Consider the following 21,722-nt stretch of genomic DNA (forward strand, 5'->3'; position numbering starts at 1 on the left):
GCGCGAATAGCCCATCATGGCCCTGCATCGAATCGATGCCAAAGTCAGAGGCCGAATATACGTGTGCAGTCGGCACGGGGGCCAAAGCGAAGGGGCTTGCAATGAGGAGGAGTCCATATACGGTCATCGAAGACAAGGTGTGAACAAATCCGTCGTTCTGGCCCTACCTCGTTACTCGCAACGCCTCGAGCACGAGAGCGAAAGCTGGCGAAGGTTGTCTACGACTGGGATAGAAGAGGTGATAGCCGGAAAACGGCTCGCACCAGTCCTCCAGCACACGAATCAGCCGGCCCTCCTCAAGGTGGGGGGTGAACTCGTCTTCGGGTAGATAGGCGATTCCCACGCCGCCGACGGCTGCGTCCGCAATATGGGTCGTGGTGTTGAACACCAGTTGCCCTTCGACCCTCACTCTAAGCTTTTTGCCTTTGCGCTCGAACTCCCAAGCATCCACTCCACCATAAGTTGGGAAGCGGATATCGATGCAGCGATGCGCAGCCAGATCTTTGGGGTGCGTGGGGATGGGGTGCTCGGCGAAATAGCTGGGGGCAGCCACTGCTGCCATGCGCAGATCGCCGCCGATGGGCACCGCTATCATGTCCTGAGCCACCGTCCCGCTGAAGCGCACGCCAGCATCGAAACGCTCGGCCACGATGTCACGGAAGCCGTAGTTGATATCGAATTCGAGCTTGATATCTGGATAGGCCTCCAAGACGGGTATTAGCTTGGGCAGCAAGGTCGTCTTGATGATGTTGTCACCACAGGTGATACGCACCTTGCCCGCCGGTTTGTCGCGCAGCTCGGTCAAGGCATCCAGTTCGGCTTCGATTTCATCGAAGCGGTGGCCGATAGCCTCCATTAACCGTTCACCAGCAGCCGTCATCGAAACACTGCGGGTGGTGCGGGTGAGCAGGCGAATCTTTAGCCGTGCCTCCAGCCCAGACACCACCTGACTGACTGCCGATTGGGTAACGCCCAGGTGCGCTGCTGCGCGCGTGAAGCTGCCTTCGCGAGCCACTGTCACGAAGGCCTGAAGGTCGTTGAAGTTATGCCGAGGCATGTGCCCATCCTCTGATTGAGTAGCAGAGGTTATAGCGGCTTTAAGCATTCATTAGCTAATCAAAGTCTGATTCTTTTACGACAATGCCTCCTGTCCCCCTTGCGTCTTCTCCCGCGAGCGGGCCCATGCAATCGCCAGAGACAGCTCGGCGATTGATGTTCAACCCGTGAAGAGGACGATCTCATGAATAGATTTCTTGCAGCCCTGGGCCTTCTGCTCAGCTCATTCACCGTTTTAGGGGCCGACATGTCCAACGGCACAGACAACTTTTTCAAGAGCGAAAAGGTGACTATGGAAAAGGTTAGCTTCAACAACCAGTACCAGATGAAGGTGGTGGGCAATCTGTTCATCCCCAAGAGCTTAGGTAAGTCTGCACGAAGCCCGGCTATCATCGTTGGCCATCCCATGGGCGCGGTGAAGGAGCAGAGTTCCAACATGTATGCCCAGAAACTGGCGGAGCAAGGCTTCGTTACCCTGGCGCTGGACTTGTCGTTCTGGGGCGAGAGCGAGGGCAGCCCGCGCAACGCGGTTCTCCCCGACATGTATGCGGAAGTCTTCAGTGCGGCTGTCGATTATCTCGGTACCCAAGCTTTCGTGGATCGGCAGCGCATCGGTGTGCTGGGCATCTGTGGCAGCGGCAGCTTCGTCATCAGTGCGGCCAAGATCGACCCGCGTATGAAGGCGATTGCAACAGTCAGCATGTATGACATGGGTGCTGCCAATCGCAACGGCCTCAAGCATTCGCAAACGCTGGAACAGCGCAAGCAGGCAATCGCCGCCGCAGCCGAGCAGCGTTACGTGGAGTTCACCGGCGGCAAGATTCAGTACACCGGCGGCACCGTACATGAGCTGACGGACGATACCCACCCGATCCAGCGTGAGTTCTTCGATTTCTATCGCACTCCGCGAGGCGAGTTCACCCCGGCGGGCTCCAGCCCCGAGTTGACCACTCACCCAACGCTGACCAGCAATATTAAGTTCATGAACTTCTATCCGTTCGCGGATATCGAGACGATCTCCCCGCGCCCGATGCTCTTTATCGCCGGCGAGAACGCTCACTCGCGCGAGTTCAGTGAAGAAGCCTTGCGCTTGGCGGGCGAACCCAAGGAGCTTTACATCGTCCCCAACGCCGGGCACGTCGACCTGTATGACGGGGTGAATCTGATTCCTTTCGACAAGCTCACCCAGTTCTTCCAGAACGGTCTCAAGTGATCGGCTAGGCAGGTACCATGACTACCCAACTTTCCTCCCCCCCACGCGCCACCGACCAGCCGCTTTCCCGCCCCAGTCACTGGGGTGGGGTCTTGGCGATGACGCTCTGCGTCTTTGCTCTGATCGCCTCGGAGTTCATGCCCGTCAGTCTGCTAACGCCACTGGCAACGGATCTCAAGGTCAGCGAAGGCGTTGCAGGGCAAGGTATCGCCATTTCCGGTGCGTTCGCTGTGCTGACCAGCCTTTCGATCAGTTGGCTGGCCGGGAGCATGGATCGCAAAGCGCTCCTGCTCATCCTGACGGGCCTGATGGCGGTCTCTTGCGCCGTGGTAGCGATCGCGCCGAGCTTTACCTTCTACATGCTGGGGCGAGCGTTGCTAGGCGTGGTCATCGGTGGCTTCTGGTCAATGTCGGCGGCCACGGCCATGCGCCTGGTGCCCGATGATCAGGTGCCCAAGGCGCTGGCCATCTTCAACGGTGGCAACGCCCTGGCCACGGTGATAGCGGCGCCGCTGGGCAGCTACCTTGGCTCGGTTATCGGTTGGCGTGGGGCGTTTCTCTGCCTCGTGCCGGTGGCGGTCGTCGCACTGGTCTGGCAGTGGCTCAGCCTGCCGAGCATGAAGGCCCAGGTGCAAAAGAGTGCTGCACCCAGTGTTTTCAGGCTGCTCGGGACTCGCTCTGTGGCTTTAGGCATGGTGGCTTGCGGTGCCTTCTTCATGGGGCAGTTTGCTCTGTTCACCTACCTCCGGCCCTTTCTCGAAACGGTGACCTTGGTCCATGCCACCACCTTGTCATTGATCCTGCTGGTCATTGGCGTAGCCGGTTTGGGTGGAACGCTGTTGATCGGCTCATTGCTAAAAAAGGGCTTGTATCGCACGTTGATCACTATTCCAGTGCTGATGGCGGTCATTGCCCTCACGCTGATCCCTGCCGGTAGCTGGGTCGTTCCGGTGGTGATATTACTGGGCCTGTGGGGGCTGATGGCCACGGCAGCGCCTGTTGGCTGGTGGAGCTGGATTGCACAAGCGATGCCCAATGATGCCGAGGTAGGTGGTGGGCTGATGGTGGCAGTGGTGCAGTTTGCCATTGCATCGGGCTCAACATTTGGTGGCTGGCTGTTAGACCACAGCGGCTACCAGAGCACCTTTACTGCAAGTGCAGTCATTCTGCTGCTTGGCGCAGCCCTGACCGTTCTGGCCATGCATGCGCAGCCGGGGCAGCCAGGTTGAGGTGGGAGTCTTCAAGATGAATAAGCTCAGCCACTATTTCTGCCTCTCGGGCGTCCGGCTATGCCTGCTGTCAATGCTGAGTGGCTGCGCATTCGCGCAGACGACTCTGAAGGAGGATCGTATGTGGATGACCGTTGGCGAACAGCGCTTCGCAATCACCCTGGACGATAGCGAGACCTCACTGGCACTTGCACAGCTGTTACCCCTTACCCTGGACTTGAGCGAGCTCAACGCCAACGAGAAACATGCAAGCCTGCCGCAGCGGCTACCAACCCGCGCAGTAAGGCCCGGCACGATCCGCAATGGTGATCTGATGCTGTACGGCAGGGATACGCTGGTGATTTTCTACCGGACGTTCGAGTCAACCTACTCCTACACCCGAATTGGTCGTGTCGATAGCCCCAATGAGCTAGCCGAAGCTCTAGGCCGGGGCGATGTGACTATTCACTTCTCTGTGTACTAGGAGCGGCGCGAAGCCAACTGGGTGAATGTCCGCTTTTGGCCGATTCTGTTGAAAAAGTCGACTTCTGTTTCTACGGCAGAAAAGTACGCGTTCGAGATTGAAATTCGTGCGTTGCGCAGAGGGGTCAAGGCTCAGATTTGACGTAGCGGTGTGCAAAAATGGCATTTTCACCGTTCGATAAATGGGTAGCTCGGCCGGGTCGACATTTTCAACACAATCGGCCCCTGGGTACGCCCTGGTCGGCGATGGCTTCTTCGACCTCGGCCAGGATGCGTCGGGCGCCGCGCAGGAAAGCCTCACCCTCTGCGGTGAAGGTGATCGCTCAGGTGGTTCGCAACAGCAGGCGGGTACCCAGACGGTGTTCGGTACGCGCGATGATCCGACTGACCGCCGAGGGTGTCAGCCCCAATGCACGCGAGGCGGCCGACAGGCTGCCTTCCTGCGCCACGGTGGCGAACACGGCCATTTCACCTGACTTACCGCTGAAGTCCATTTGTGCCCCTTGCGCAAAGGTGATTACCAGAAATGCTATCTACCGCTTGAAAAGGCTGGATCGTAGCATTAGCGGCACAGATAAGGAGCCTTCCATGCGCATCAATCCACCACTTGTCGCACTCGCCATTGGTGCCTTTGGCATCGGCGTTACCGAGTTCGCCCCCATGGGCATGTTGCCGGGTAAGGGTGGTATTTGGTTTCCTGCTCCTAGTCACTACGATGCCAGTCAGCCGTCGCAGCTGCAGCCAGGGAGTAGTTGATGGCGAATAGTTCGGTACGCCCGTATGAACTGAAGCAGACTAGGGCTAGGTTACTGATCTAAAAGCCATGGATAAGCGAGCCCAGACACGTGGCAATAGAGTGCTGATACACAAGTCAGACTGACTTAATTTCTTACAACGGAGATACACCATGACCTCGTCCCAAACTCTGCAAGGAAAAGTGGCTTTCGTCCAAGGCGGCTCCCGTGGCATAGGCGCAGCCATCGTCAAACGTCTGGCTCGTGAAGGCGCAAAAGTGGCTTTCACCTATGTATCGTCTGCCGAGCGGGCCAATGCTTTGACTCGTGAAGTGATTGCAGCGAGTGGTGAGGCCCTTGCCCTCCAGGCTGACAGTGCTGATGCCACAGCTGTTCAGAAGGCCATTCGCACGGCAGTCGAGCACTTCGGTGGCCTGGATATTTTGGTCAACAACGCCGGTGTGTTGGCCTGGGGCAGTACTGAGGAACTCACCCTGGAGCAACTTGACCACACCCTGGCGGTCAACGTGCGCAGTGTATTTGTCGCCAGTCAGGAAGCTGCCAAACATATGGTCGACAGCGGGCGCATCATCAATATAGGCAGCACCAACGCCGAGCGCATCCCGGTTGCCGGCGGTGCCGTGTACGCCATGAGCAAGTCTGCACTGATCGGCTTGGCCAAAGGCATGGCCCGGGACCTAGGCCCGCGCTGCATCACCGTGAACAACGTGCAACCTGGCCCGGTTGATACCGAGATGAACCCGGCCGATGGCGAGGGCGCTGAGTATCTGAAAGGTCTGATGGCACTTGATCGCTACGGCAAGGCAGAGGAAATTGCCGGCTTCGTCGCCTATCTGGCAGGCCCAGAAGCAAGCTACATCACCGGTGCCAGCCTGACGATTGATGGTGGTTTCTCGGCCTAGTTCTTTGCGATCCGAGGTCAGCTATTGGCTTGCCTCGGGTCGCCTCTATCTTTCTGCGCACCTGATGAATTTGGCCGATTGTTGCATGTCAGCAAGGCATTTTCCGACCCAAAGCGGATGTCATGATGAGGGCGCGAAATGACCGTTAGAACTGATGCTGCTTGTCGTGATCTCAGTCATCACCGAGCAGGTTGTCGGCGATCAAGCCAGTGTGAACTATTCCCCTACCGCTGCAGTCGACCGTGCGAGGAACATCAGTTCCTCAATGGCGGTGAGGTCTGCCAAAGGCAAAGGCTATGGCATCTATCGACGACTTCAGAATCGAGTCACATAAACTCTTAATAGAACTGGACGCTGCAACGATGGGAATGATGATGCTGGTCTCAGCCAGATGTGTTTCAGGTCCCGAATGGGACGCTGCAATCAAGAGGCAGCACGATGCCTACGAAAGCTGGGACACGTATATAAATTTCCCATCAGGGGCAGCCTCTGGCAATGCTCCGTTTGTCAGCTGAATTGTTGCAACCTCCTCATAAAAACCTTCTTTTTCTGGAGATTTTTATTGCGCCGGCGAGAAGCGTTTTTAAAGGAAGCCATTGAGGTCCATCGTGCTTACGAGCAAGCCACGGAAGCTTTGCGTCGGCTATTGAGGGAGAACAAAGGATGTAACCCTGAGTGGGATGAGGTCGTTGAGCATCAGCGGCAGCTCTTAGCGGCGTGGGCGGCACTTACTGTCAAATACGGCGACTTCGATCCTGAGGACGATCCAGGTTGAGCGCTGTGTCGGCTCGCACCATTAAACTGGTCGTAGCCGCGGATGGGAAATACATCGTGTTGTCCATAAAGATGTCAGCGGACGATAGACCGCTTTTGGCCAACTCTGTTGAAAAAGTCGACCCGGCCGAGCTACCCATTTATTGAACGGTGAAAATGCCATTTTTGCACACCGCTACGTCAAATCTGAGCCTTTTACCCCTCTGCGCAACGCATGAATTTCAATCTCGACCGCGTACTTTTCTGCCGTAGAAACACAAGTCGACTTTTTCAACACAATCGGCCGACAGCGGCCTCCCCATCAACACCCCCCCTGCTAAAAAATCAGCACACCCACCAGTCCTTCCCAGCCCTGTCCCTCACCGCAAACTCCAAGAAACCCCCGCATAAACCCCAAACCCCTCCCCAGGTGTCGACCGTGCCGCATCCAGCCCCCTATCGTCATACCCCGGCGTAACCGTCGCCGCATACCGCTTATCCGTCAAATTGCGCAAGTCCAGCCAGGTTTGCCAGTCGCCCTTGGGGGCGTTGTAGCCCAGGGTGGCGCCGAAGAGGGCGTAGGGGTCGGCGTATTCGCTGTTGGCGTAGTCGACGGCGACTTTGGAGACCAACTGGGTGTTGAGGGCGGCGAAGAAGCCCAGGGGCCAGTCGTAGCGCAGTTCGCCCTGGTAGTAGTGCATCGGCAGGCCGGGCAGGCGGTTGTCGTCGAAGTGATCGTCGTCGCGGTAGTGGAAGTCGCTGAAGGTGTAGCTCTGGCGCAGGCTCAGTTGCTCGCCGGTTGGCGATGCCCAGAGGGTGCTTTGCAGGCTGGCTTCTACGCCTTGGTGCACGGTGGGGCTGGCGTTGAGTTCGTAGGGGGTGACGGCGTTGGCGTCCGGCAGGACGGAGAGCAGTTCATGGCGGACCTGGGCGTAGTACCAGGACAGGCTCCATTGTCCGAGGGCGGCATCGCCGCGCCCGCCGAGTTCGAGGGTGGTGGCGGTCTGGTTGTGCAGTTCGATCGGGTCGCGCTGGGTGCCGGTGGCGGGACCGCTGCCTTGGGGAAAACGAATGTTGGAGCTGTAGATCAGCGACCAGGGGTGGGGCGCTTCCACCGAGCGGCTGAGGTTGCCGAACACTTGCACACCGGGCGTCAACTGGTAGCGCAGGCCCAGGCGGGCGGCGTAGTCCCAGTCGTGTTGGCTGGTCTTGCCGCCTTCCTCGGGGTAGGTGACGGCGCTTTCCCGGCGGGTGTAGAGGGCGGCGAGGCCGGTGGTCAGCCACAGGTCGTCGGCGATTTCCAGGTCGTTGCCGGCGTGCAGCACGGAGTCCGAACCCTGGTAGGTGAAGTCGCGCATCGGCGTGCCCGGGGCGTAGCCTGAGGTATTGCCGGTGGGGATGCGCACTTCTTCGCTGGCGCCGGCGTTGGGCAGGTGTTGGGTGGTGCGCAGGCCCAGGGTGCTCTGGCTTTCCAGGCCCCAGAGGGTGTCGCGGCGCTTGTAGTCGAAGGTGCCGCTGACATCGCTGTAGGCGACTTTCAGGCGGTTCGGTCCTTCGCGCAGGTCCATCGGGTAGTCGTGGTAGACCAGGCCGGTCTGGATGCTCGAGTCGTCGTTGATGTAGTAGGTGGTCTTGTTGCCGATGAAGGTGCTGCCCGGTTGCTCGCGGCGATCGTCACGCGCCACGTACGCGGGGTTGGCGGCCCGTGGGTCGTGCTCGATCGAGTACTTGCTGACGCGCCCGGCCAGGTCGTTGTCGGTCTGGCGGTAGCGCAGGTAGAAGCGGGTTTCCAGGTTCGGGTTGAAGCGGTAGCCGACGTTGGCGATGAACCCCTGGCTGTCGCTGGCGGTGTGATCCTGGTAGCCATCGGAGCGGGCGTCGGTCACGGCCAGGTAGTAGTCGACGTCGCCCAGCACCCGGCCGGAGCTGACCTGGCGCTGCTGGTAGCCGTGGCTGCCCATCCCGTAGCGCACCTGCAACAGCGGTGAGTCATAGCCGGTGTGGCTGACGTAGTCGATGGCGCCACCCAGGGCCAGGGCGCCCCGGTCGAAACCGTTGGCGCCGCGCAGCACTTCCACGTGGTTGAGCCACAGCGGTTCGAGCAGTTCATAGGGGGTACCGCCGGGACCGGTCAGGGGCAGGCCGTCGAGCATGGCGTACAGTCCCGAGGCGTGGGCACCCGGAGCACGGTTGATCCCCGAGCCACGGATCGAGATCTTGACCCCTTCGTTGCCCGCGGACTGGGCATAGATCCCGGGCTGATAGGCCAGCACATCCTGGTTGCTGGCTACCCGGCCCTGGAGCGGGCGGCGCATGTCAACCACGTTGCTGCCACCGGGCACCTCGGCCAGCCGGGCCTTGGCTTCTTCCACCGACGCCTCTTCGCCGCTGCGCTCCTCGGCACCGATCAGCACCTGGCCCAACTCCAGGCCTTGCGCCTCGGCCACGGCCGGACAGACCAGGGCCAGGCCCAGGCCCAGTAATGCAGTGGGCAAGGATTTGGACGCGGGCATCGGGCGAACTCCAGACGAAAAGGGGGCGGGCAGTAAAGAACTGCGACGCCATGCAGCCTCCGGGAAACACATGCCAAAGCGGTTTTTTACCGTGAATTTCAGTGGCTTGCCTGCCAGATCATGGTCTGGACCAGAATCTGCGGATGACTGGCCAAGGGTTCCCACTCATCGATGAAGACGAAACCCTGCTTGAGGTAGAAATTCGCCGCGCGGCGGTTGTCCGGTGCGACATCGAGGAACACCCGCCCATGGCTTTGTTCCAGTGCGCGGGTTTTCACCGCGTCCACCAGTTGGCTGGCGATGCCACTGCCCCGGGCGCTGGCATCCACCCACATGCCGATCAGGTTGTAGCGCCCCTGGTCGCTGAGCGCGGCACCGATCATGCCCAGCGCACGGTCGTCCTCGAGGGCCAGCCAGAACGTGGTGCCGCTGGTGGAGTCGGCGCGTTCCTGCCACTGCTCGTCGCTGGACTGGGCGGCACTCTGGTAGCTCACGCCGAAGGCGCTGGGCGCGTCTAGCAATGCAGCGAGACGGGTGTGCTTCAACAGCTTCCAGTCGTGGGTGTGCGTCAGTCGAATAAGCATGATCTTCCTGATCCTGGGTAAATCGCCATGCTGCCATGGGGCGATGAGCGGTGCAGCTAGAATGAACCGGTCTGTGTCAATTCTGGAGACGCAAAATGGTCAGCAAAAATACGATCTGTCTGTGGTTCAACGGCGATGCCCTGGACGCGGCGACCTTCTACGCCAAGACCTTCCCGGACAGCACGGTGGGCGCTGTGCATCGCGCGCCCGGCGACTACCCGGCGGGCAAGCAGGGTGATGTGTTGACGGTGGAGTTCAATGTGATGGGCATCCCTTGCCTGGGATTGAACGGCGGGCCGGCGTTCAAGCATAACGAGGCGTTTTCGTTCCAGGTCGCGACTGACGATCAGGCCGAAACCGACCGCCTGTGGGACGCGATTGTCGGCAACGGCGGCGAGGCCAGCGCCTGCGGCTGGTGCAAGGACCGCTGGGGGCTGTCGTGGCAGATCACCCCGCGGGTGCTCACGGCGGCCTTCACTCACCCCGATCGAACGGTAGCCAAACGCGCCTTCGCGGCAATGATGGAGATGGGCAAAATCGATGTCGCCGCCATTGAGGCCGCGATCAAGGGTTAACCCGCGTCAACTGGGGGCAGGGCAGGCCGACTGTCCTGGCCCCAACATCTGCAGCACCCGGTCTGCAACAGCCGACCCCCCAGACTCATCCCCCTGATTCCCCAACCTTGCGCCAAGCAGCCGCGAGCGCGATCTTTCCGCTTGCGGGTAAATCAATATGGTTATATCGTAATTAGACATCAACTATTGCATAGAGATAACCATGTCAAACATTGTGCTAGAAACTCAAGGTTCCGTGGCAGTTATCACCCTCAATCGCCCGGCAGTCTTGAATGCATGGACCACCGCCATGCGTGACGAAATCATCGACGCCTTGCTGGCTTATGACGCCGACGCGTCGATCAAGGCAGTGATCATGACCGGCGCGGGGGACCGTGCTTTTTCGGCGGGGCAGGACCTCTCCGAAGCCCATGATTTTGATGGTGAACGCGCTGTGCAATGGGTGGGTGAGTGGGAACGCTACTACGCCACCTTGCGGGGGCTGTCCAAGCCACTGGTCATGGCCCTGAACGGCACGGCGGCGGGTTCGGCCTTCCAGGTTGCGCTGCTGGGCGATATCCGGGTCGGTCATCCGGGCGTGCGCATGGGCCAGCCGGAGATCAACTCGGGCATTCCAAGCACCACCGGGCCCTGGATCATGAACAGCATGCTGGGCATGTCGCGCACCATCGAGTTGACCCTGACCGGGCGCCTGATGGACGCCGAGGAGTGCCACCGCATTGGCCTGATCCACTACATGGTCCCGGCCGAGCAAGTGTTCGCCAAAGCCCTGCAGGTGGCCAACGAGTTGGCCACCAAACCGCCGGTGGCCATGCGCCTGGACAAGCAGCGTTTCCGCGAAATGAGCGACCCCGATTTCAAGAGCGCCATCGAAGCCGGCCAGCGCCTGCAAAAAGAGGCGTACGACTCCGGTGAGCCGGCGCGCATGATGGAAGCGTTCTTCCAGCAACGGGCCAAACAGGCCTGATTCACCCCTGGTAACTCGCCGCCGGCCTAGTGGGTCGGTGGCTACAACAATGCGCACGGCGGCGGCAACGTACCCTCACCGGCACCCCCCACGACCTTGTGAACTGCCGATGTCTTCGCCTTTTATCGATGCTTTCGTTTTTCGCAGGAGTCCTTCATGAACAATCCAGAAAGCCCTGACCGTCGAAATCTGCTCAAGGCCGGCATGACCCTCGCACTGGCCTGCAGCCTGCCGAGCGTGGTCCGCGCCAGTGCGCGGCAAATTATTGTTTCCGACCCCGGAGGCCCCTACACCAAGGCCTACCGCATCGCGTTCTACGACCCTTTCGAACAAGCCACCGGGATCAAGGTGATCAGCGTCGCCCGCGAAGCACAGCCGGTCGCGCAGCTCGCGGCCATGGTCAAGACCCGCAACTTCGTCTGGGATGTCACCACCCTGACGATCTCGGCGGACATCCCCTACCTGGAGAGCCAGGGTTTCCTCGAGCCGATTGGCTTGAGCAGCGAAGAGTTTCCGGACCTGCTGCCGGAGGCCATTACCCCGAACTTCCTCGGCGTCGATGTGTACTCCACGGTATTGGCCTATCGCACCGACACCTTTGCCAACAACGCCCCGCGGTCCTGGGCGGATTTCTGGAACGTCGAGAAATTTCCCGGTCGCCGCTGCCTGCGCCGCAGTCCGCTGGACACCCTGGAACAGGCCCTGCTGGCAGACGGCGTCGAGCTGGACGCGCTGTATCCGCTGGACGTCGACCGGGCCTTCAAGAGCCTGGACCGGATCAAGCCGCACATCGACCTGTGGTGGACCTCCGGAGCCCAGGCCATGCAAGCGATCCAGAGCGGCGAAGTGGACCTGATCTCGATCTGGAACGGGCGCGCCCAGGCCGCGCTGGAGAACGGCGCACCGGTGCAGATCGAGTGGAACCAGGGCCTGTACTCCATCGAAGGCTGGGCCATTCCCAAAGGCACCCCGCGCGCTGAGATGGCCAAGCAATTCGTGCGGTTTTGCGCCGACGCCAAACGCCAGGCCGCCTTCACCAATGACCTGGCCTACGGCCCGACCAACCGCAAATCCTTCGAGCAGATCCCCGCCGAACGGGCCGCGCTGCTGCCCACCGCGCCGCAGAACCTGAAGAACATGCGCCTGCCCAGCCCGCAATGGTGGGAAGCCAACCGCACTCAGGTGACTGAACGGTTTAACGCCTGGATCTTGTCGTAAGGGAGTCGTTGCATGAGCGTAAAACTCGAAACACGTGGCCTGGGCAAAACCTATGGCCAGTTCGTCGCGCTACAGCCCACCGATATCCAGGTGCGCGAAGGGGAGTTCCTGACGCTCCTGGGGCCTTCGGGCTCAGGCAAGTCGACCCTGCTGCAAATGATCTCCGGGCTGGTGCCACCCAGCAGTGGGCAGTTGCTGATCGACGGCCAGGAGGCCACCCACATTGCTCCCGGCAAACGCGGAATCGGCCTGGTGTTCCAGAGCTATGCGCTGTTTCCCCACATGAGCGTGCGCGACAACGTCGCCTACGGTTTGCGCATGCGTAAGTACCCCAAGCGCGAACTGGAAACCGCGGTCGATGCGGCGCTGGAAATGGTGCGCATGCACGAGTTCGCCCATCGTTATCCCAGTGAGCTTTCCGGTGGCCAACAGCAGCGTATTGCCCTGGCGCGCTGCTTCGCCTATCGGCCCTCGGTGATCCTGCTGGACGAACCCCTGGGGGCGCTGGACAAGAACCTGCGCGAGCACATGCAGTTGGAAATCCGCCGCATGCACAAGGAGCTGGGCGCGACCTTCATCTATGTGACCCACGACCAGGAAGAAGCGCTGACGCTGTCGGATCGCATCTGCCTGATGAACAAGGCACGGATTGAGCAACTGGCGACGCCCGAGGAGCTCTACGACCGCCCGGCCAGCCTGTTCGCCGCCGAGTTCATCGGCCACTCCAACGTACTGCAGGGCAAGCGCACCAGTGCCAGCCAACTGCACGTCGAAGGGCGCCTGCTGGAACTTAGCGGCTGCATAGGCCATGAGGTGTCGGCCAAGGTCGACAGCACGGACCACTTCGTCCTGGTGCGCCCGGAAGCGGCGCGCCTGACTGAGCCGAGTGCCGGTCTGCTGGTGGGCAATGTCGACGAATGCGTGTTTCTCGGCAGCGATACGCGAGCGCTGATTCGCCTGCCTTCGGGCGCCCGGTTCAGCGTGCGCTGCGCGCGCCACATTACCCCGCGGGTCGGCGACGCCGTCGGCATCACCTGGGACGCCCACCGTGCCACCTTGTTGCCCGCGCAGGTGCAGCCATGAGCCTGCCTAGACGGCTGTTGCCGGCGATCCCGGCCCTATTGTTCCTCGCGGTGTTCTTTCTGTTGCCGGTCGCCGAAATGCTCATGGGTAGCTTCCAGGACAGCGCTGGCGACCTGAGCCTGAGCAACTTCGAACGCATCGCCTCGACGCCGGTCTATGGCCGGGTGCTGGGTATCACCTTCTGGATTTCGGCGTTGACTGCGATCCTCTCGGTACTGCTGGCCTACCCGGTGACCTACCTGCTGACGCGCTTGTCGCCCAAGGGCCGCGAGCGCTGGATGCTGTGGATCATGCTGCCGTTCTGGACCAGTTACCTGGTCAAGACGTACGCCTGGATGCTGTTGTTGTCGCGCAAGGGCCTGGTCACCAGCCTGGTGGCGCAGTTCATCGACAATCCGTCCGGGATGGTCCCGGCCTTGTCCGGCGTGCTGATCGGCATGGTCCACTCGATGCTGCCGCTGGCGGTCATCACCTTGCTGCCGATCATGCGCAGCATCGACCAGCGCCTGGCACCCGCCGCGCAAACCCTCGGCGCCAGTGGCCCGATGAGTTTCTTCAGTATCTTCCTGCCCCTGTCGGCGCCGGGTATCGCCGCCGCTGCGCTGCTGGTGTTCATTACCAGCCTGGGCTTCTTCATCGTGCCGGCGCTGCTGGGTTCGCCACGGGAAATGATGGTCGCCCAATTGGTCATCTCCTCGGTACTCGACCTGTTCGACATGCACTTTGCCGGCGCGCTGTCGGTGGTGCTGCTGACCTGCTCGTTGTTGGTGTTCGTGATCTACGACCGGGTCGCGGGGTTGTCTTCCCTCGGCGGCGAAGCACCCAAGGGCCGGCAGTCCGGCCTGGGCCTGCGGCTGTTGTTCGCCATCGGGCATTTCTGTTCACGCTTCAGTTCCGGGCGCCCGCGCGGTGGTGATGGGGTGATGCTGCCGGGCTACAGCGTGCTGTTGGTGTTGCTGCTGATCCTGCCGGTGCTGGTGGTGATCCCGCTGGCCTTTACCAGCAGTCCATTCATTGCGTTCCCGCCCAAGCTCTACAGCTTCAAGTGGTTCATCGAGTTCTTTACCTCGCCGGTATGGCAGGCGGCATTGCTGCGCTCCTTTGGCGTGGGGGTGGCGACGGCGTTGCTGGCGCTGGTGCTGGGGTTTGGCGCGACCATGGCCATGACCCGCATGTCGGCGCGCTGGCGCAAGGGCCTGTTTGCCTTGTTCATCGCGCCGCTGATTGTGCCGCGCATCGTCATCGCCCTCGGGTTGCTGTACCTGTTCTCCCGCCTGGGCCTGGCCGGCAAGGACCTGGGCCTGGTGCTCGGGCATACGGTGCTGGCGTTGCCCTACGTGGTGGTGACCCTGGCGGCGGCCTTTCGCCAATACGACATGCGCCTGGACGATGCGGCCCGGATCCTCGGTGCCGGGACCTTCACAAGGTTGCGCACGGTGACCCTGCCGTTGATGGCGGGCAGCCTGATGTCGGCATTCCTGCTGGCGTTCATTACCTCGTTCGACGACCTGACTGTCGCGATCTTCGTCAGCGGCGGGATCAACACCACCTTGCCCAAGCAAATGTGGGACAGCATCCAGTTGGCGCTCACGCCGACGCTGGCGGCGGTATCCACCACGCTGCTGGGCTTCATCGTGCTGTTCGTGGTGGTCGCCCAATGGGTCGCGCGCCGCTCTCTTTCCAAACGCCAAGGCTCTTGAACGATGCAAAACTTTCCTAGCGAATTTTTCCCCCAGCGCATCACCGACGACCCATTGACGGCCGCGCCGCTGATTCATGCCGGCCTGATGAACGATGACAGCCGGGTGCGTATCACCTTCGAAGGGCGCTCGTTGCAAACCGCCGAACTGCGGGCCAGGGTCGCGGCCTTGCAGGCGGTGTTGGCCGCGCAAGGGCTGCGCCCCGGGCAACGGGTGGCGGTGATGCTGGGCAACAGCGACGAGCAGATCGTGTTGATCTACGCGTTGATCCTGTCCGGGCTGGTGTGGATTCCAATCAATACCCGGCTGCGCGGCCCGGGGCTGGATTATCCGTTCGAACACGCTCGGCCCGAGCTGGTGGTGGCGGATGCCGAGTTCGAGCCGCTGCTGCGCCAGGGTGCGGCCGCTGCTTTACCGTATCGGTCGATCACGGCCTTGCAGCGTGCCGCCGAGGAGTATCCGGATGCGCCGTTGCAATGGCTGGACAGCGCCAGCGATGCGCCGCTGTGCCTGATCTACACCTCGGGTACCACCGGTGCCCCCAAGGGCGTGATCTTTACCCATCGGATGATGCGCATCGCCGGCGAGGCAGTGTTGCTGGTGGCCGATGTGCAGGCGGGCGATCGCCTGCTGTTGTGGGAGCCTCTGTGCCATATCGGTGGCGCGCAAATGTTGTTGCTGCCATTCCTGGCCGACGTCCAGTTGAACGTGGTGCAGCGTTTTTCCGCGAGTCGTTTCTGGGACCAGTGCGCGGCGGTCGGGGCCACGCAGTTGCATTACCTGGGCGGGGTGCTGGACATCCTCATGCAGCAGGATGCCGCCACCTGGCCGGCCGCGCATAGCCTGCGCACATTGTGGGGGGCGGGGGTGTCCGTGAACAACTGGGCGGCCATCGAACAGCGTTTCGGCTGCCAGTTGCGCGAGTGCTACGGCATGACCGAATGCGCCAGCTTCGCCACCCTCAATTACAACAACAAGCCGGGCTCCGTGGGCCAGCCGCTGCCCTGGTTGACCCTGGAATTGCTGGACGCCGATAACCAGCCGGTCGACGTGGGGCAGTTGGGTGAGATCGTGTTGTCCAGCAGCGTGGAAGGCGTGTTTCTGCCTGGCTACCTGGATAACCCCGAGGCCACTGCCCAGGCGCTGCGCAATGGGCGTTTGTACACCGGCGACATGGCGCGCCTGGATGCCGATGGCGACCTGTTCTTCGTCGGGCGCCGGACTGACAGCATGCGGGTACGCGGAGAGAATGTGTCGGCCTGGGAAGTGGAGCGGGTGTTCAGCAGTCACCCGGCGGTGCGGGCCTGTGCGGCGGTGGGGGTGCAATCGAACATCGGCGAGCAGGAAATCCTCCTGTACGTGCAGTTCGAGGACCCTGCGCCAGCGGACTGGCCCGCCATCGTGCAGTGGGCGAGTCAGCGCCTGGCGTCGTACCAGCAGCCGCGTTACTTCCGGGCAATCGTCAGCTTCGAGATGACCCCCAGCGAGCGGATCAAGAAACACCTGCTGACGCGTACCCTCGACGGTGCGTGGGACGGGCAGGGGCAGCGAGCGTAGAGGCAGGTTCAGGCGGGGGAATTTCACTAAGAATTCGTGCCAGGTGACAGGCTGTCAGTGAATAGCGATAGACTGTGTCCAGCAAACCGCATTCTTTCATTTCACGACGCGATGTAAAGCACCCATGGCCAACCCCCGCCCGCCGAAAAAACCGGCAACTGATCCCACCGCTTCCTCGCTGTACGTGCAGTCCGTGGAGAAGGCCATGAAAGTGCTCATGGCCTTCGATGGCAGCCAGCGGCAACTGTCGCTGTCGGAAATTGCCGGGCTGACAGGCATGGACCTCAGCGCGGCGCAGCGCTTCACCCATACCCTGGCTACCCTGGGCTACCTGAACAAGGACCAGGGCAAGAAGTATGAGTTGTCCCCCAAGCTGCTGGATTTCACCTTTCATTACCTCAGCTCCAGTGAGCTGGTGAACCGTGCCGCGCCGTACCTGCAGCAGTTGAGCGCGGAAACCGAGGAGGCGACCAACCTCACGGTGATGGACGACACCGACATTGTGTTTGTCCAGCGGATCGTCAGCCGCCATGTGTTCAACGCCAACGTGATCGTCGGCACTCGCTTGCCTGCCTGGTGCACCGCGCCGGGCCTGGCGCTGCTGGCGACCTACCCGGATGACGAGGTCAACGACATCTTCGACCGCAGCCAGTTTGTCCAGCACACCCCGGCCACCATCACCGACCGTGGGCAGATCTGGGCCAACGTGGAGCAGGTACGCCAGCAACGGTTTGCCCACGTCGAGGACCAGTTTTTCTACGGCGACGTATCCACTGCCGCGGCCATCCTCGACGGCTCCGGTCGCGGGATCGGTGCAGTCAACGTGGCCGTGTCACGCTCGCGCTGGGTCGCCGAGCGGGACATGCGCCGCTACGCCGACCTACTGATCTCCACCGCCTCCTCGATCTCCGCGAAACGCAAAAGCTGAGCCCCAGCCACCGGTTTTGCATACCCCCGCTAGCCCTGTAGGAGCGAGCTTGCTCGCGAAGGACGCATGAGCGCCGCGGTGAATCAGGCTTGGAACGTCATCGTTGACGACCATCGCGAGCAAGCTCGCTCCTACAGTGATATTAGGTGCCCACAGATTCTGTATACACCACATCAAACCTGTGGGAGCGGGCTTGCCCGCGATGGCGGTGTGTCAGGCACCATCGATATTGACTGTGCTGGCCCCATCGCGAGCAAGCCGCAAGCGGGCGCTCGCTCCTACACCGCCGATAACGCCTGGGACCTTGCATGGGCTGCCTGGGTTGCGGCTTGAATCAGTTGGCGCAGGGCCTGGTTCTGTTCGAACACGCTGATGGCCGCTGCCGTGGTGCCGTTGGGGGAGGTGACGGCGGTGCGCAGTTGGACCAGGTCTGCGTCTTCCTGGGTTTGCTGGCGTGCGGCGCCCAGGGCGGTTTGGCGGGCCAGGTTGAGTGCCAGTTGCGGTGGCAGGCCGAGCAGGACGCCGGCCTGGGCCAGGGCTTCGCTGAACAGGTGGTAGTAGGCCGGGCCGCTGCCGGAGATCGCGGTGACGGCATCCAGCAGGCTTTCCTGTTCAAGCCAGTAGCTACGTCCGACGCTGTCGAACAGTTGGCCGACCTGGGCGCGCCGTGTCGCATCCAGCCGGGCGTCGGCGTACAGCCCGGTGCAGCCGGCATTCACCAGCACCGGGGTGTTGGGCATCGCCCGGATCACCGGGCAGCGCCGGGCCAGCGCCTGGTCCAGGGCGTCGCTGGTGATGCCGGCGGCGACGCAGATGACCACCGCGTCCTGGCAGATCAGGTCCGGCAGGGACGCCGCGACGCTGCACACTTTGTCGGGCTTGACCGCGAGCACAATCAGGTCGAAGGCTTGCGGCGCAATGGCCTGTAGATCCGGGTACAAGGTTGCCCGCAGGCCCGCCTGTGGATGCGGGTCGACGGCGCTGACCGCGTCAACCAGACCGTTGGCCAGCCAGGCTTCGCCCATGGCGCTGCCCATGCGTCCGTAACCGATAAAAAGTACGTTCATGCGGTGATCTCCGGATAAGCCCCAGGGCTTGGTTTGACAAACAGGACGCGTTGACGCCCGAGCACATTGGCCTTCCTGCATTCGCGCACCGAGTGCGCACCCAGCAGGGTCATGGCCAGTTCCATTTCGTTGCGCAGCATCCGCAGGCTGTCGTTGGCGCCTTGCTGGCCGGCGGCTGCCAGGCCCCACAGCGGCAAACGCCCGACCATCACCGCATCCGCTCCCAGCGCCAGGTACTTGAGCACGTCGCTGCCGCGGGTCACGCCGCTGTCGGCAATGATCTGCAGGTCGCCGCCGACGGCCTCGGCGATGGCCGGAAGGACTTGGATGGGCGCGGGCGCGATGTCGAGATTACGTCCGCCATGGGCCGAGACGACGATGGCATCCGCGCCTTCGTCCCGGGCAAGCAACGCATCCTGGGGGCTCAACACGCCCTTGATGACCAAACGCCCGTGCCAGCCACTGCGGATCTGCCGGATGTCGTTCCAGGTCAGGCGATTTTCCAGGCGCACCGCCTCATGGACTGTCTGTTGGGTGACCGCACCGCGAAACTGCTCCGGGTAATGCCCATAAGAAGGCATCCCGCTCGCCAGCCATTGGCGCAACCAGACCGACACCAGCCAAGAGGGGTGGCCCAGCACATCCAGCAGCAGCGCGAGGCTGGGTTTCAAGGGAATAGAGAAGCCGTTCCTGACGTTGTATTCGCGTTTCGGACTGACCGGCGTGTCGGCGGTGATCACCAGGGTATCGACCCCGGCCGCCTGGACGCGTTTGAGCAACTGGCGGGTGAGGTTGCGGTCTTTCCACACGTACAACTGGAACCACAGATTGGCATCCGGCACCTGCTGGCGGATCTCTTCCACCGTGGTCACCGACTGGGTGGAAACGCAGAAGGGAATGCCCAGGTCACGCGCGGTGCGCGCCAGTTGTATTTCCCCCTGGAACGACACCAGTCCCGCCAATGCCGTGGGCGCGATGACCAGCGGCATGACCAGCGCTTGCCCCAACAACGGGGTGCGCAGCTCCGGTTGATCGACGCCATTGAGCAGGGAAGGCGTCAGCGTGATCTGGTCCAGGCTGGAACGGATGCGTAGCAGTGCCTGTTCATCCTCACTGCCGCGATCGATATATTCAAACAGTGCCTTTGGCAACCGTTGCCTGGCCCGGGCGCGGTAATCAATAAAGTTCAATAAGGATGACATAAGCCCTCGTCCAGACATGCAGGCAAACGCAACCGAGACTTATAAAGCCCGGTTGTTATTGATTGCCGATGTACGCGCTAAGTTATGAAATTGATGCGGACTTCAGGAGAAAAACTTCTTCGCGGAAATGGAAGTCGCCACCACCTGAACATGTTGGGCGAGTTCTTCTTCGACGCGTTCTTTAGTCCAGCGAGTGGTCGGTACCGCGATAGTAATGGCCGCGATTGCATGGCCATGTTCATCCAATATGGCCGAGGCCACGGCAATATCTCCCAGTACGGTTTCATTGGCGATGATCGCGTAGCCGGTTTCAGCCGCGCGCTGCATGCGTTCGAGTAACAAACCCTTGTCGGTGACGGTATGCGGGGTCAGTGCCCGCAGTTGGGTGGCCTCGATCGCCGCTTCCCGCTCTTCAGCGCTGCAGTGGGACAGGATGGCGGTGCCCGAGGCCGTGAATATCGCGGGCAGGCGGCTGCCGACCATGATGTCGACGTTGATCAAGTGCCGGCCCGGATAGCGCCCCACGTAGACCACTTCGTGGCCATCGAGCTCTTGCAGGTTAGTGGTTTCGCCCAGGGTACTGCTCAGGTCCACCAGGTACGGTGCGGCCTTGTGCAGCAACTCATGGGCGCACAGAAAGTTGTAGGAAAACTGCAGCACTTTGGAAGTCAGTGCGTAATCCCGGGTGTTGTGTACGCGGCGCAGATATCCCAGGGCCTCCAGGGTAAATACCAGGCGTTGTGCGGCACTGCGATCAAGCCCCGACAAGGTGGCTATTTCCGAGAGTGGCATTTGCCGTTTCGGGTGGTCGAAGGCATGCAGTATCTGAAAGGTCTTTTCAGTAGAGCCGACATACAATGACGAATTACGAGGATCGCCAACTGCTTCTTTAGCAGTTTTTCTTGTGGTTTTGGTTGGGCGAGAATTCGGCATTTGTTGAACGGTCCATAAATGTCATGAAATTGGATTGTGGCATTCACCTGTGCCCTTGCATAGCGCAGGGGCACTGGCATGACAGCGGTTGTTTTGAACTAGCGGGCCGCGCTCGGGGCCTTCTCGAACATGTCCAGAAGTTTGCTGTATTCGACTCTCAGTGCATTCCGCAAGTCTTCCTTCGGCTCACGCAGGGGCGCGAGCAGGGCAGGGGCGTTGACCCCGATCAGGTCCATCACCGACTTCATCGGCCCGGGGTTGGTTTCCGAAAACGCCAGGTTCATCAGCGGAATCAATTGCCGGTGCAGCGCCAGTGCTTCGGCGGTTTTGCCGGCGCTGGCGAGGTCGAACACCCGGCGCCAGGTTTTCGGCAGCAGGTTGGCCGTGACCACGATCCCGCCTGTTGCACCCGCCGCCACTTGCAGCGGGAACAACGTGTCTTCGCCGCTGAGTACGGCGAACTCAGGATCGACGCCGGCGATCACCCGCAGGAAGTGGTACATGTCGGTGTTGCAGGCCTTCATGCCGATGATGCGTTCATGCCGGGACAGTTCGTGCAGCACCTCGGGATCGATCGAGATCCGCGTGCGATAAGGAATCTCGTAGATCAGGATCGGCAGCGGCGATTCATCGGCGTAGCGCAGGAAGTAGTCGCGGATGCCCAGTTGGGTCGGGTTGGTGTAGTAGGGCGTGATCACCAGCAGACCATCGGCGCCGGCCTTGGCAAAGTCCTGCGCTGCGTTCATCGCATCGTGATAGCCGGTGTCCAGCACCCCGCAAATCACCGGCATGCGCTGGTCGGCGAGCTTGGCGCAGAGTTCGACGAAGCGCACCCGCTCATGCCTGGACAGGGCACCGTATTCGCCGGTGCCGCCCAACGGCACCACGCCGTCCACGCCTTGCCCGGTCAGCCAGCTGAACAGCGCTTCGGTGGCGGTTACATCAATCGTGTCATCACTCTGCACCGGCGTGGTAATGGCCGGGAAAATACCTTTGAGGTGTGCAGAACTGAGCATGGATGTTTC

Annotated in this window: 19 protein-coding genes and 1 pseudogene; 12 read left to right on the forward strand and 8 right to left on the reverse strand. The window is 61.4% G+C overall.

The features are described from left to right. Window positions 1–163 precede the first annotated feature (163 nt). Window positions 164–1,057 carry a LysR family transcriptional regulator gene (locus AACY45_RS25155; protein ID WP_339548080.1) on the reverse strand — a complete coding sequence of 298 codons (894 nt, stop codon included), beginning with the start codon at window positions 1,055–1,057 and terminating at the stop codon, window positions 164–166. Window positions 1,058–1,240: 183 nt separating this feature from the next. On the opposite strand from AACY45_RS25155, the gene AACY45_RS25160 reads away from it, so the two are divergent. Genes AACY45_RS25160 through AACY45_RS25170 form a run of 3 tightly spaced genes read left to right on the forward strand, consistent with a single transcriptional unit; the run spans window position 1,241 to window position 3,961 of the window. Next, window positions 1,241–2,269 (forward strand): alpha/beta hydrolase, encoded by a 1,029-nt coding sequence (locus AACY45_RS25160; RefSeq protein WP_339548081.1) that lies wholly within the window; start codon window positions 1,241–1,243, stop codon window positions 2,267–2,269. A gap of 17 nt (window positions 2,270–2,286) precedes the next feature. Further along, entirely contained in the window at window positions 2,287–3,498 is a 1,212-nt protein-coding gene (locus tag AACY45_RS25165; protein WP_339548082.1) for an MFS transporter, read from the forward strand. A gap of 16 nt (window positions 3,499–3,514) precedes the next feature. Beyond that, window positions 3,515–3,961 carry a cyclophilin-like fold protein gene (locus tag AACY45_RS25170; RefSeq protein WP_339548083.1) on the forward strand — a complete coding sequence of 149 codons (447 nt, stop codon included), beginning with the start codon at window positions 3,515–3,517 and terminating at the stop codon, window positions 3,959–3,961. Window positions 3,962–4,175: 214 nt separating this feature from the next. Here the strand turns inward: AACY45_RS25170 and AACY45_RS25175 are convergent. Then, window positions 4,176–4,454, reverse strand: a pseudogene (locus AACY45_RS25175) (LysR family transcriptional regulator); the annotation flags it as partial. Window positions 4,455–4,548: 94 nt separating this feature from the next. Between AACY45_RS25175 and AACY45_RS25180 the strand changes: the two are divergent. Next, a complete protein-coding gene (locus AACY45_RS25180) occupies window positions 4,549–4,716 on the forward strand; it encodes a hypothetical protein (RefSeq protein ID WP_339548122.1) in 168 nt (55 codons plus the stop codon). Window positions 4,717–4,867: 151 nt separating this feature from the next. Next, the gene (locus AACY45_RS25185; protein ID WP_339548084.1) at window positions 4,868–5,617 is read left to right on the forward strand and encodes a 3-oxoacyl-ACP reductase family protein; all 750 of its coding nucleotides are present in this window, start codon (window positions 4,868–4,870) and stop codon (window positions 5,615–5,617) included. A 1,133-nt stretch (window positions 5,618–6,750) separates the two neighbouring features. Here AACY45_RS25185 and AACY45_RS25190 read toward each other — a convergent pair. Next, a complete protein-coding gene (locus AACY45_RS25190) occupies window positions 6,751–8,883 on the reverse strand; it encodes a TonB-dependent receptor family protein (RefSeq protein WP_339548086.1) in 2,133 nt (710 codons plus the stop codon). Between the two features lie 98 nt (window positions 8,884–8,981). Next, window positions 8,982–9,467, reverse strand: coding sequence for a GNAT family N-acetyltransferase (locus tag AACY45_RS25195; RefSeq protein WP_339548087.1), 486 nt, complete (start codon window positions 9,465–9,467; stop codon window positions 8,982–8,984). A 95-nt stretch (window positions 9,468–9,562) separates the two neighbouring features. Here AACY45_RS25195 and AACY45_RS25200 point away from each other — a divergent pair, with 95 nt between their 5' ends. The 7 genes from AACY45_RS25200 to AACY45_RS25230 all read left to right on the forward strand — a co-directional run bounded on the left by AACY45_RS25200 (window position 9,563) and on the right by AACY45_RS25230 (window position 17,495). Continuing rightward, window positions 9,563–10,042, forward strand: a complete 480-nt coding sequence (locus AACY45_RS25200) for a VOC family protein (RefSeq protein WP_339548088.1) — start codon at window positions 9,563–9,565, stop codon at window positions 10,040–10,042. Between the two features lie 202 nt (window positions 10,043–10,244). Continuing rightward, a complete protein-coding gene (locus tag AACY45_RS25205; RefSeq protein WP_339548089.1) occupies window positions 10,245–11,009 on the forward strand; it encodes an enoyl-CoA hydratase/isomerase family protein in 765 nt (254 codons plus the stop codon). Between the two features lie 156 nt (window positions 11,010–11,165). Further along, window positions 11,166–12,227, forward strand: a complete 1,062-nt coding sequence (locus AACY45_RS25210) for an ABC transporter substrate-binding protein (RefSeq protein WP_339548090.1) — start codon at window positions 11,166–11,168, stop codon at window positions 12,225–12,227. A gap of 12 nt (window positions 12,228–12,239) precedes the next feature. Continuing rightward, window positions 12,240–13,310, forward strand: a complete 1,071-nt coding sequence (locus AACY45_RS25215) for an ABC transporter ATP-binding protein (protein WP_339548091.1) — start codon at window positions 12,240–12,242, stop codon at window positions 13,308–13,310. Further along, on the forward strand, window positions 13,307–15,010 hold the full coding sequence (locus tag AACY45_RS25220; protein WP_339548093.1) for an ABC transporter permease subunit: 1,704 nt from the start codon (window positions 13,307–13,309) through the stop codon (window positions 15,008–15,010). Before AACY45_RS25215 ends, AACY45_RS25220 begins: the two co-directional genes overlap by 4 nt. 3 nt (window positions 15,011–15,013) lie before the next feature. Further along, on the forward strand, window positions 15,014–16,567 hold the full coding sequence (locus tag AACY45_RS25225) for an AMP-binding protein (protein ID WP_339548094.1): 1,554 nt from the start codon (window positions 15,014–15,016) through the stop codon (window positions 16,565–16,567). Window positions 16,568–16,691: 124 nt separating this feature from the next. Next, window positions 16,692–17,495 (forward strand): IclR family transcriptional regulator, encoded by an 804-nt coding sequence (locus AACY45_RS25230; RefSeq protein WP_256585534.1) that lies wholly within the window; start codon window positions 16,692–16,694, stop codon window positions 17,493–17,495. Between the two features lie 278 nt (window positions 17,496–17,773). On the opposite strand, the gene proC is transcribed toward AACY45_RS25230, so the two are convergent. The 4 genes from proC to dapA form a co-directional block, all read right to left on the reverse strand. Then, on the reverse strand, window positions 17,774–18,562 hold the full coding sequence (gene proC / locus AACY45_RS25235; RefSeq protein WP_339548096.1) for a pyrroline-5-carboxylate reductase: 789 nt from the start codon (window positions 18,560–18,562) through the stop codon (window positions 17,774–17,776). After that, window positions 18,559–19,764 carry an alpha-hydroxy acid oxidase gene (locus AACY45_RS25240; RefSeq protein WP_339548097.1) on the reverse strand — a complete coding sequence of 402 codons (1,206 nt, stop codon included), beginning with the start codon at window positions 19,762–19,764 and terminating at the stop codon, window positions 18,559–18,561. Before AACY45_RS25240 ends, proC begins: the two co-directional genes overlap by 4 nt. A gap of 102 nt (window positions 19,765–19,866) precedes the next feature. After that, entirely contained in the window at window positions 19,867–20,697 is an 831-nt protein-coding gene (locus AACY45_RS25245) for an IclR family transcriptional regulator (RefSeq protein WP_320332520.1), read from the reverse strand. Window positions 20,698–20,795: 98 nt separating this feature from the next. Beyond that, complete coding sequence (gene dapA, locus AACY45_RS25250; RefSeq protein WP_339548098.1) at window positions 20,796–21,713, reverse strand: 4-hydroxy-tetrahydrodipicolinate synthase; 918 nt, start codon at window positions 21,711–21,713, stop codon at window positions 20,796–20,798. Window positions 21,714–21,722 lie beyond the last annotated feature (9 nt).

The sequence above is a fragment of the Pseudomonas sp. RA_35y_Pfl2_P32 genome (assembly GCF_963970735.1).
Lineage (GTDB): Bacteria > Pseudomonadota > Gammaproteobacteria > Pseudomonadales > Pseudomonadaceae > Aquipseudomonas.

Coding starts and splice junctions, on each gene's coding strand:
- AACY45_RS25155 (WP_339548080.1), bottom strand. CDS start 1,057: ATGCCTCGGCATAACTTCAACGACCTTCAGGCCTTCGTGACAGTGGCT.
- AACY45_RS25160 (WP_339548081.1), top strand. CDS start 1,241: ATGAATAGATTTCTTGCAGCCCTGGGCCTTCTGCTCAGCTCATTCACC.
- AACY45_RS25165 (WP_339548082.1), top strand. CDS start 2,287: ATGACTACCCAACTTTCCTCCCCCCCACGCGCCACCGACCAGCCGCTT.
- AACY45_RS25170 (WP_339548083.1), top strand. CDS start 3,515: ATGAATAAGCTCAGCCACTATTTCTGCCTCTCGGGCGTCCGGCTATGC.
- AACY45_RS25180 (WP_339548122.1), top strand. CDS start 4,549: ATGCGCATCAATCCACCACTTGTCGCACTCGCCATTGGTGCCTTTGGC.
- AACY45_RS25185 (WP_339548084.1), top strand. CDS start 4,868: ATGACCTCGTCCCAAACTCTGCAAGGAAAAGTGGCTTTCGTCCAAGGC.
- AACY45_RS25190 (WP_339548086.1), bottom strand. CDS start 8,883: ATGCCCGCGTCCAAATCCTTGCCCACTGCATTACTGGGCCTGGGCCTG.
- AACY45_RS25195 (WP_339548087.1), bottom strand. CDS start 9,467: ATGCTTATTCGACTGACGCACACCCACGACTGGAAGCTGTTGAAGCAC.
- AACY45_RS25200 (WP_339548088.1), top strand. CDS start 9,563: ATGGTCAGCAAAAATACGATCTGTCTGTGGTTCAACGGCGATGCCCTG.
- AACY45_RS25205 (WP_339548089.1), top strand. CDS start 10,245: ATGTCAAACATTGTGCTAGAAACTCAAGGTTCCGTGGCAGTTATCACC.
- AACY45_RS25210 (WP_339548090.1), top strand. CDS start 11,166: ATGAACAATCCAGAAAGCCCTGACCGTCGAAATCTGCTCAAGGCCGGC.
- AACY45_RS25215 (WP_339548091.1), top strand. CDS start 12,240: ATGAGCGTAAAACTCGAAACACGTGGCCTGGGCAAAACCTATGGCCAG.
- AACY45_RS25220 (WP_339548093.1), top strand. CDS start 13,307: ATGAGCCTGCCTAGACGGCTGTTGCCGGCGATCCCGGCCCTATTGTTC.
- AACY45_RS25225 (WP_339548094.1), top strand. CDS start 15,014: ATGCAAAACTTTCCTAGCGAATTTTTCCCCCAGCGCATCACCGACGAC.
- AACY45_RS25230 (WP_256585534.1), top strand. CDS start 16,692: ATGGCCAACCCCCGCCCGCCGAAAAAACCGGCAACTGATCCCACCGCT.
- proC (WP_339548096.1), bottom strand. CDS start 18,562: ATGAACGTACTTTTTATCGGTTACGGACGCATGGGCAGCGCCATGGGC.
- AACY45_RS25240 (WP_339548097.1), bottom strand. CDS start 19,764: ATGTCATCCTTATTGAACTTTATTGATTACCGCGCCCGGGCCAGGCAA.
- AACY45_RS25245 (WP_320332520.1), bottom strand. CDS start 20,697: ATGCCGAATTCTCGCCCAACCAAAACCACAAGAAAAACTGCTAAAGAA.
- dapA (WP_339548098.1), bottom strand. CDS start 21,713: ATGCTCAGTTCTGCACACCTCAAAGGTATTTTCCCGGCCATTACCACG.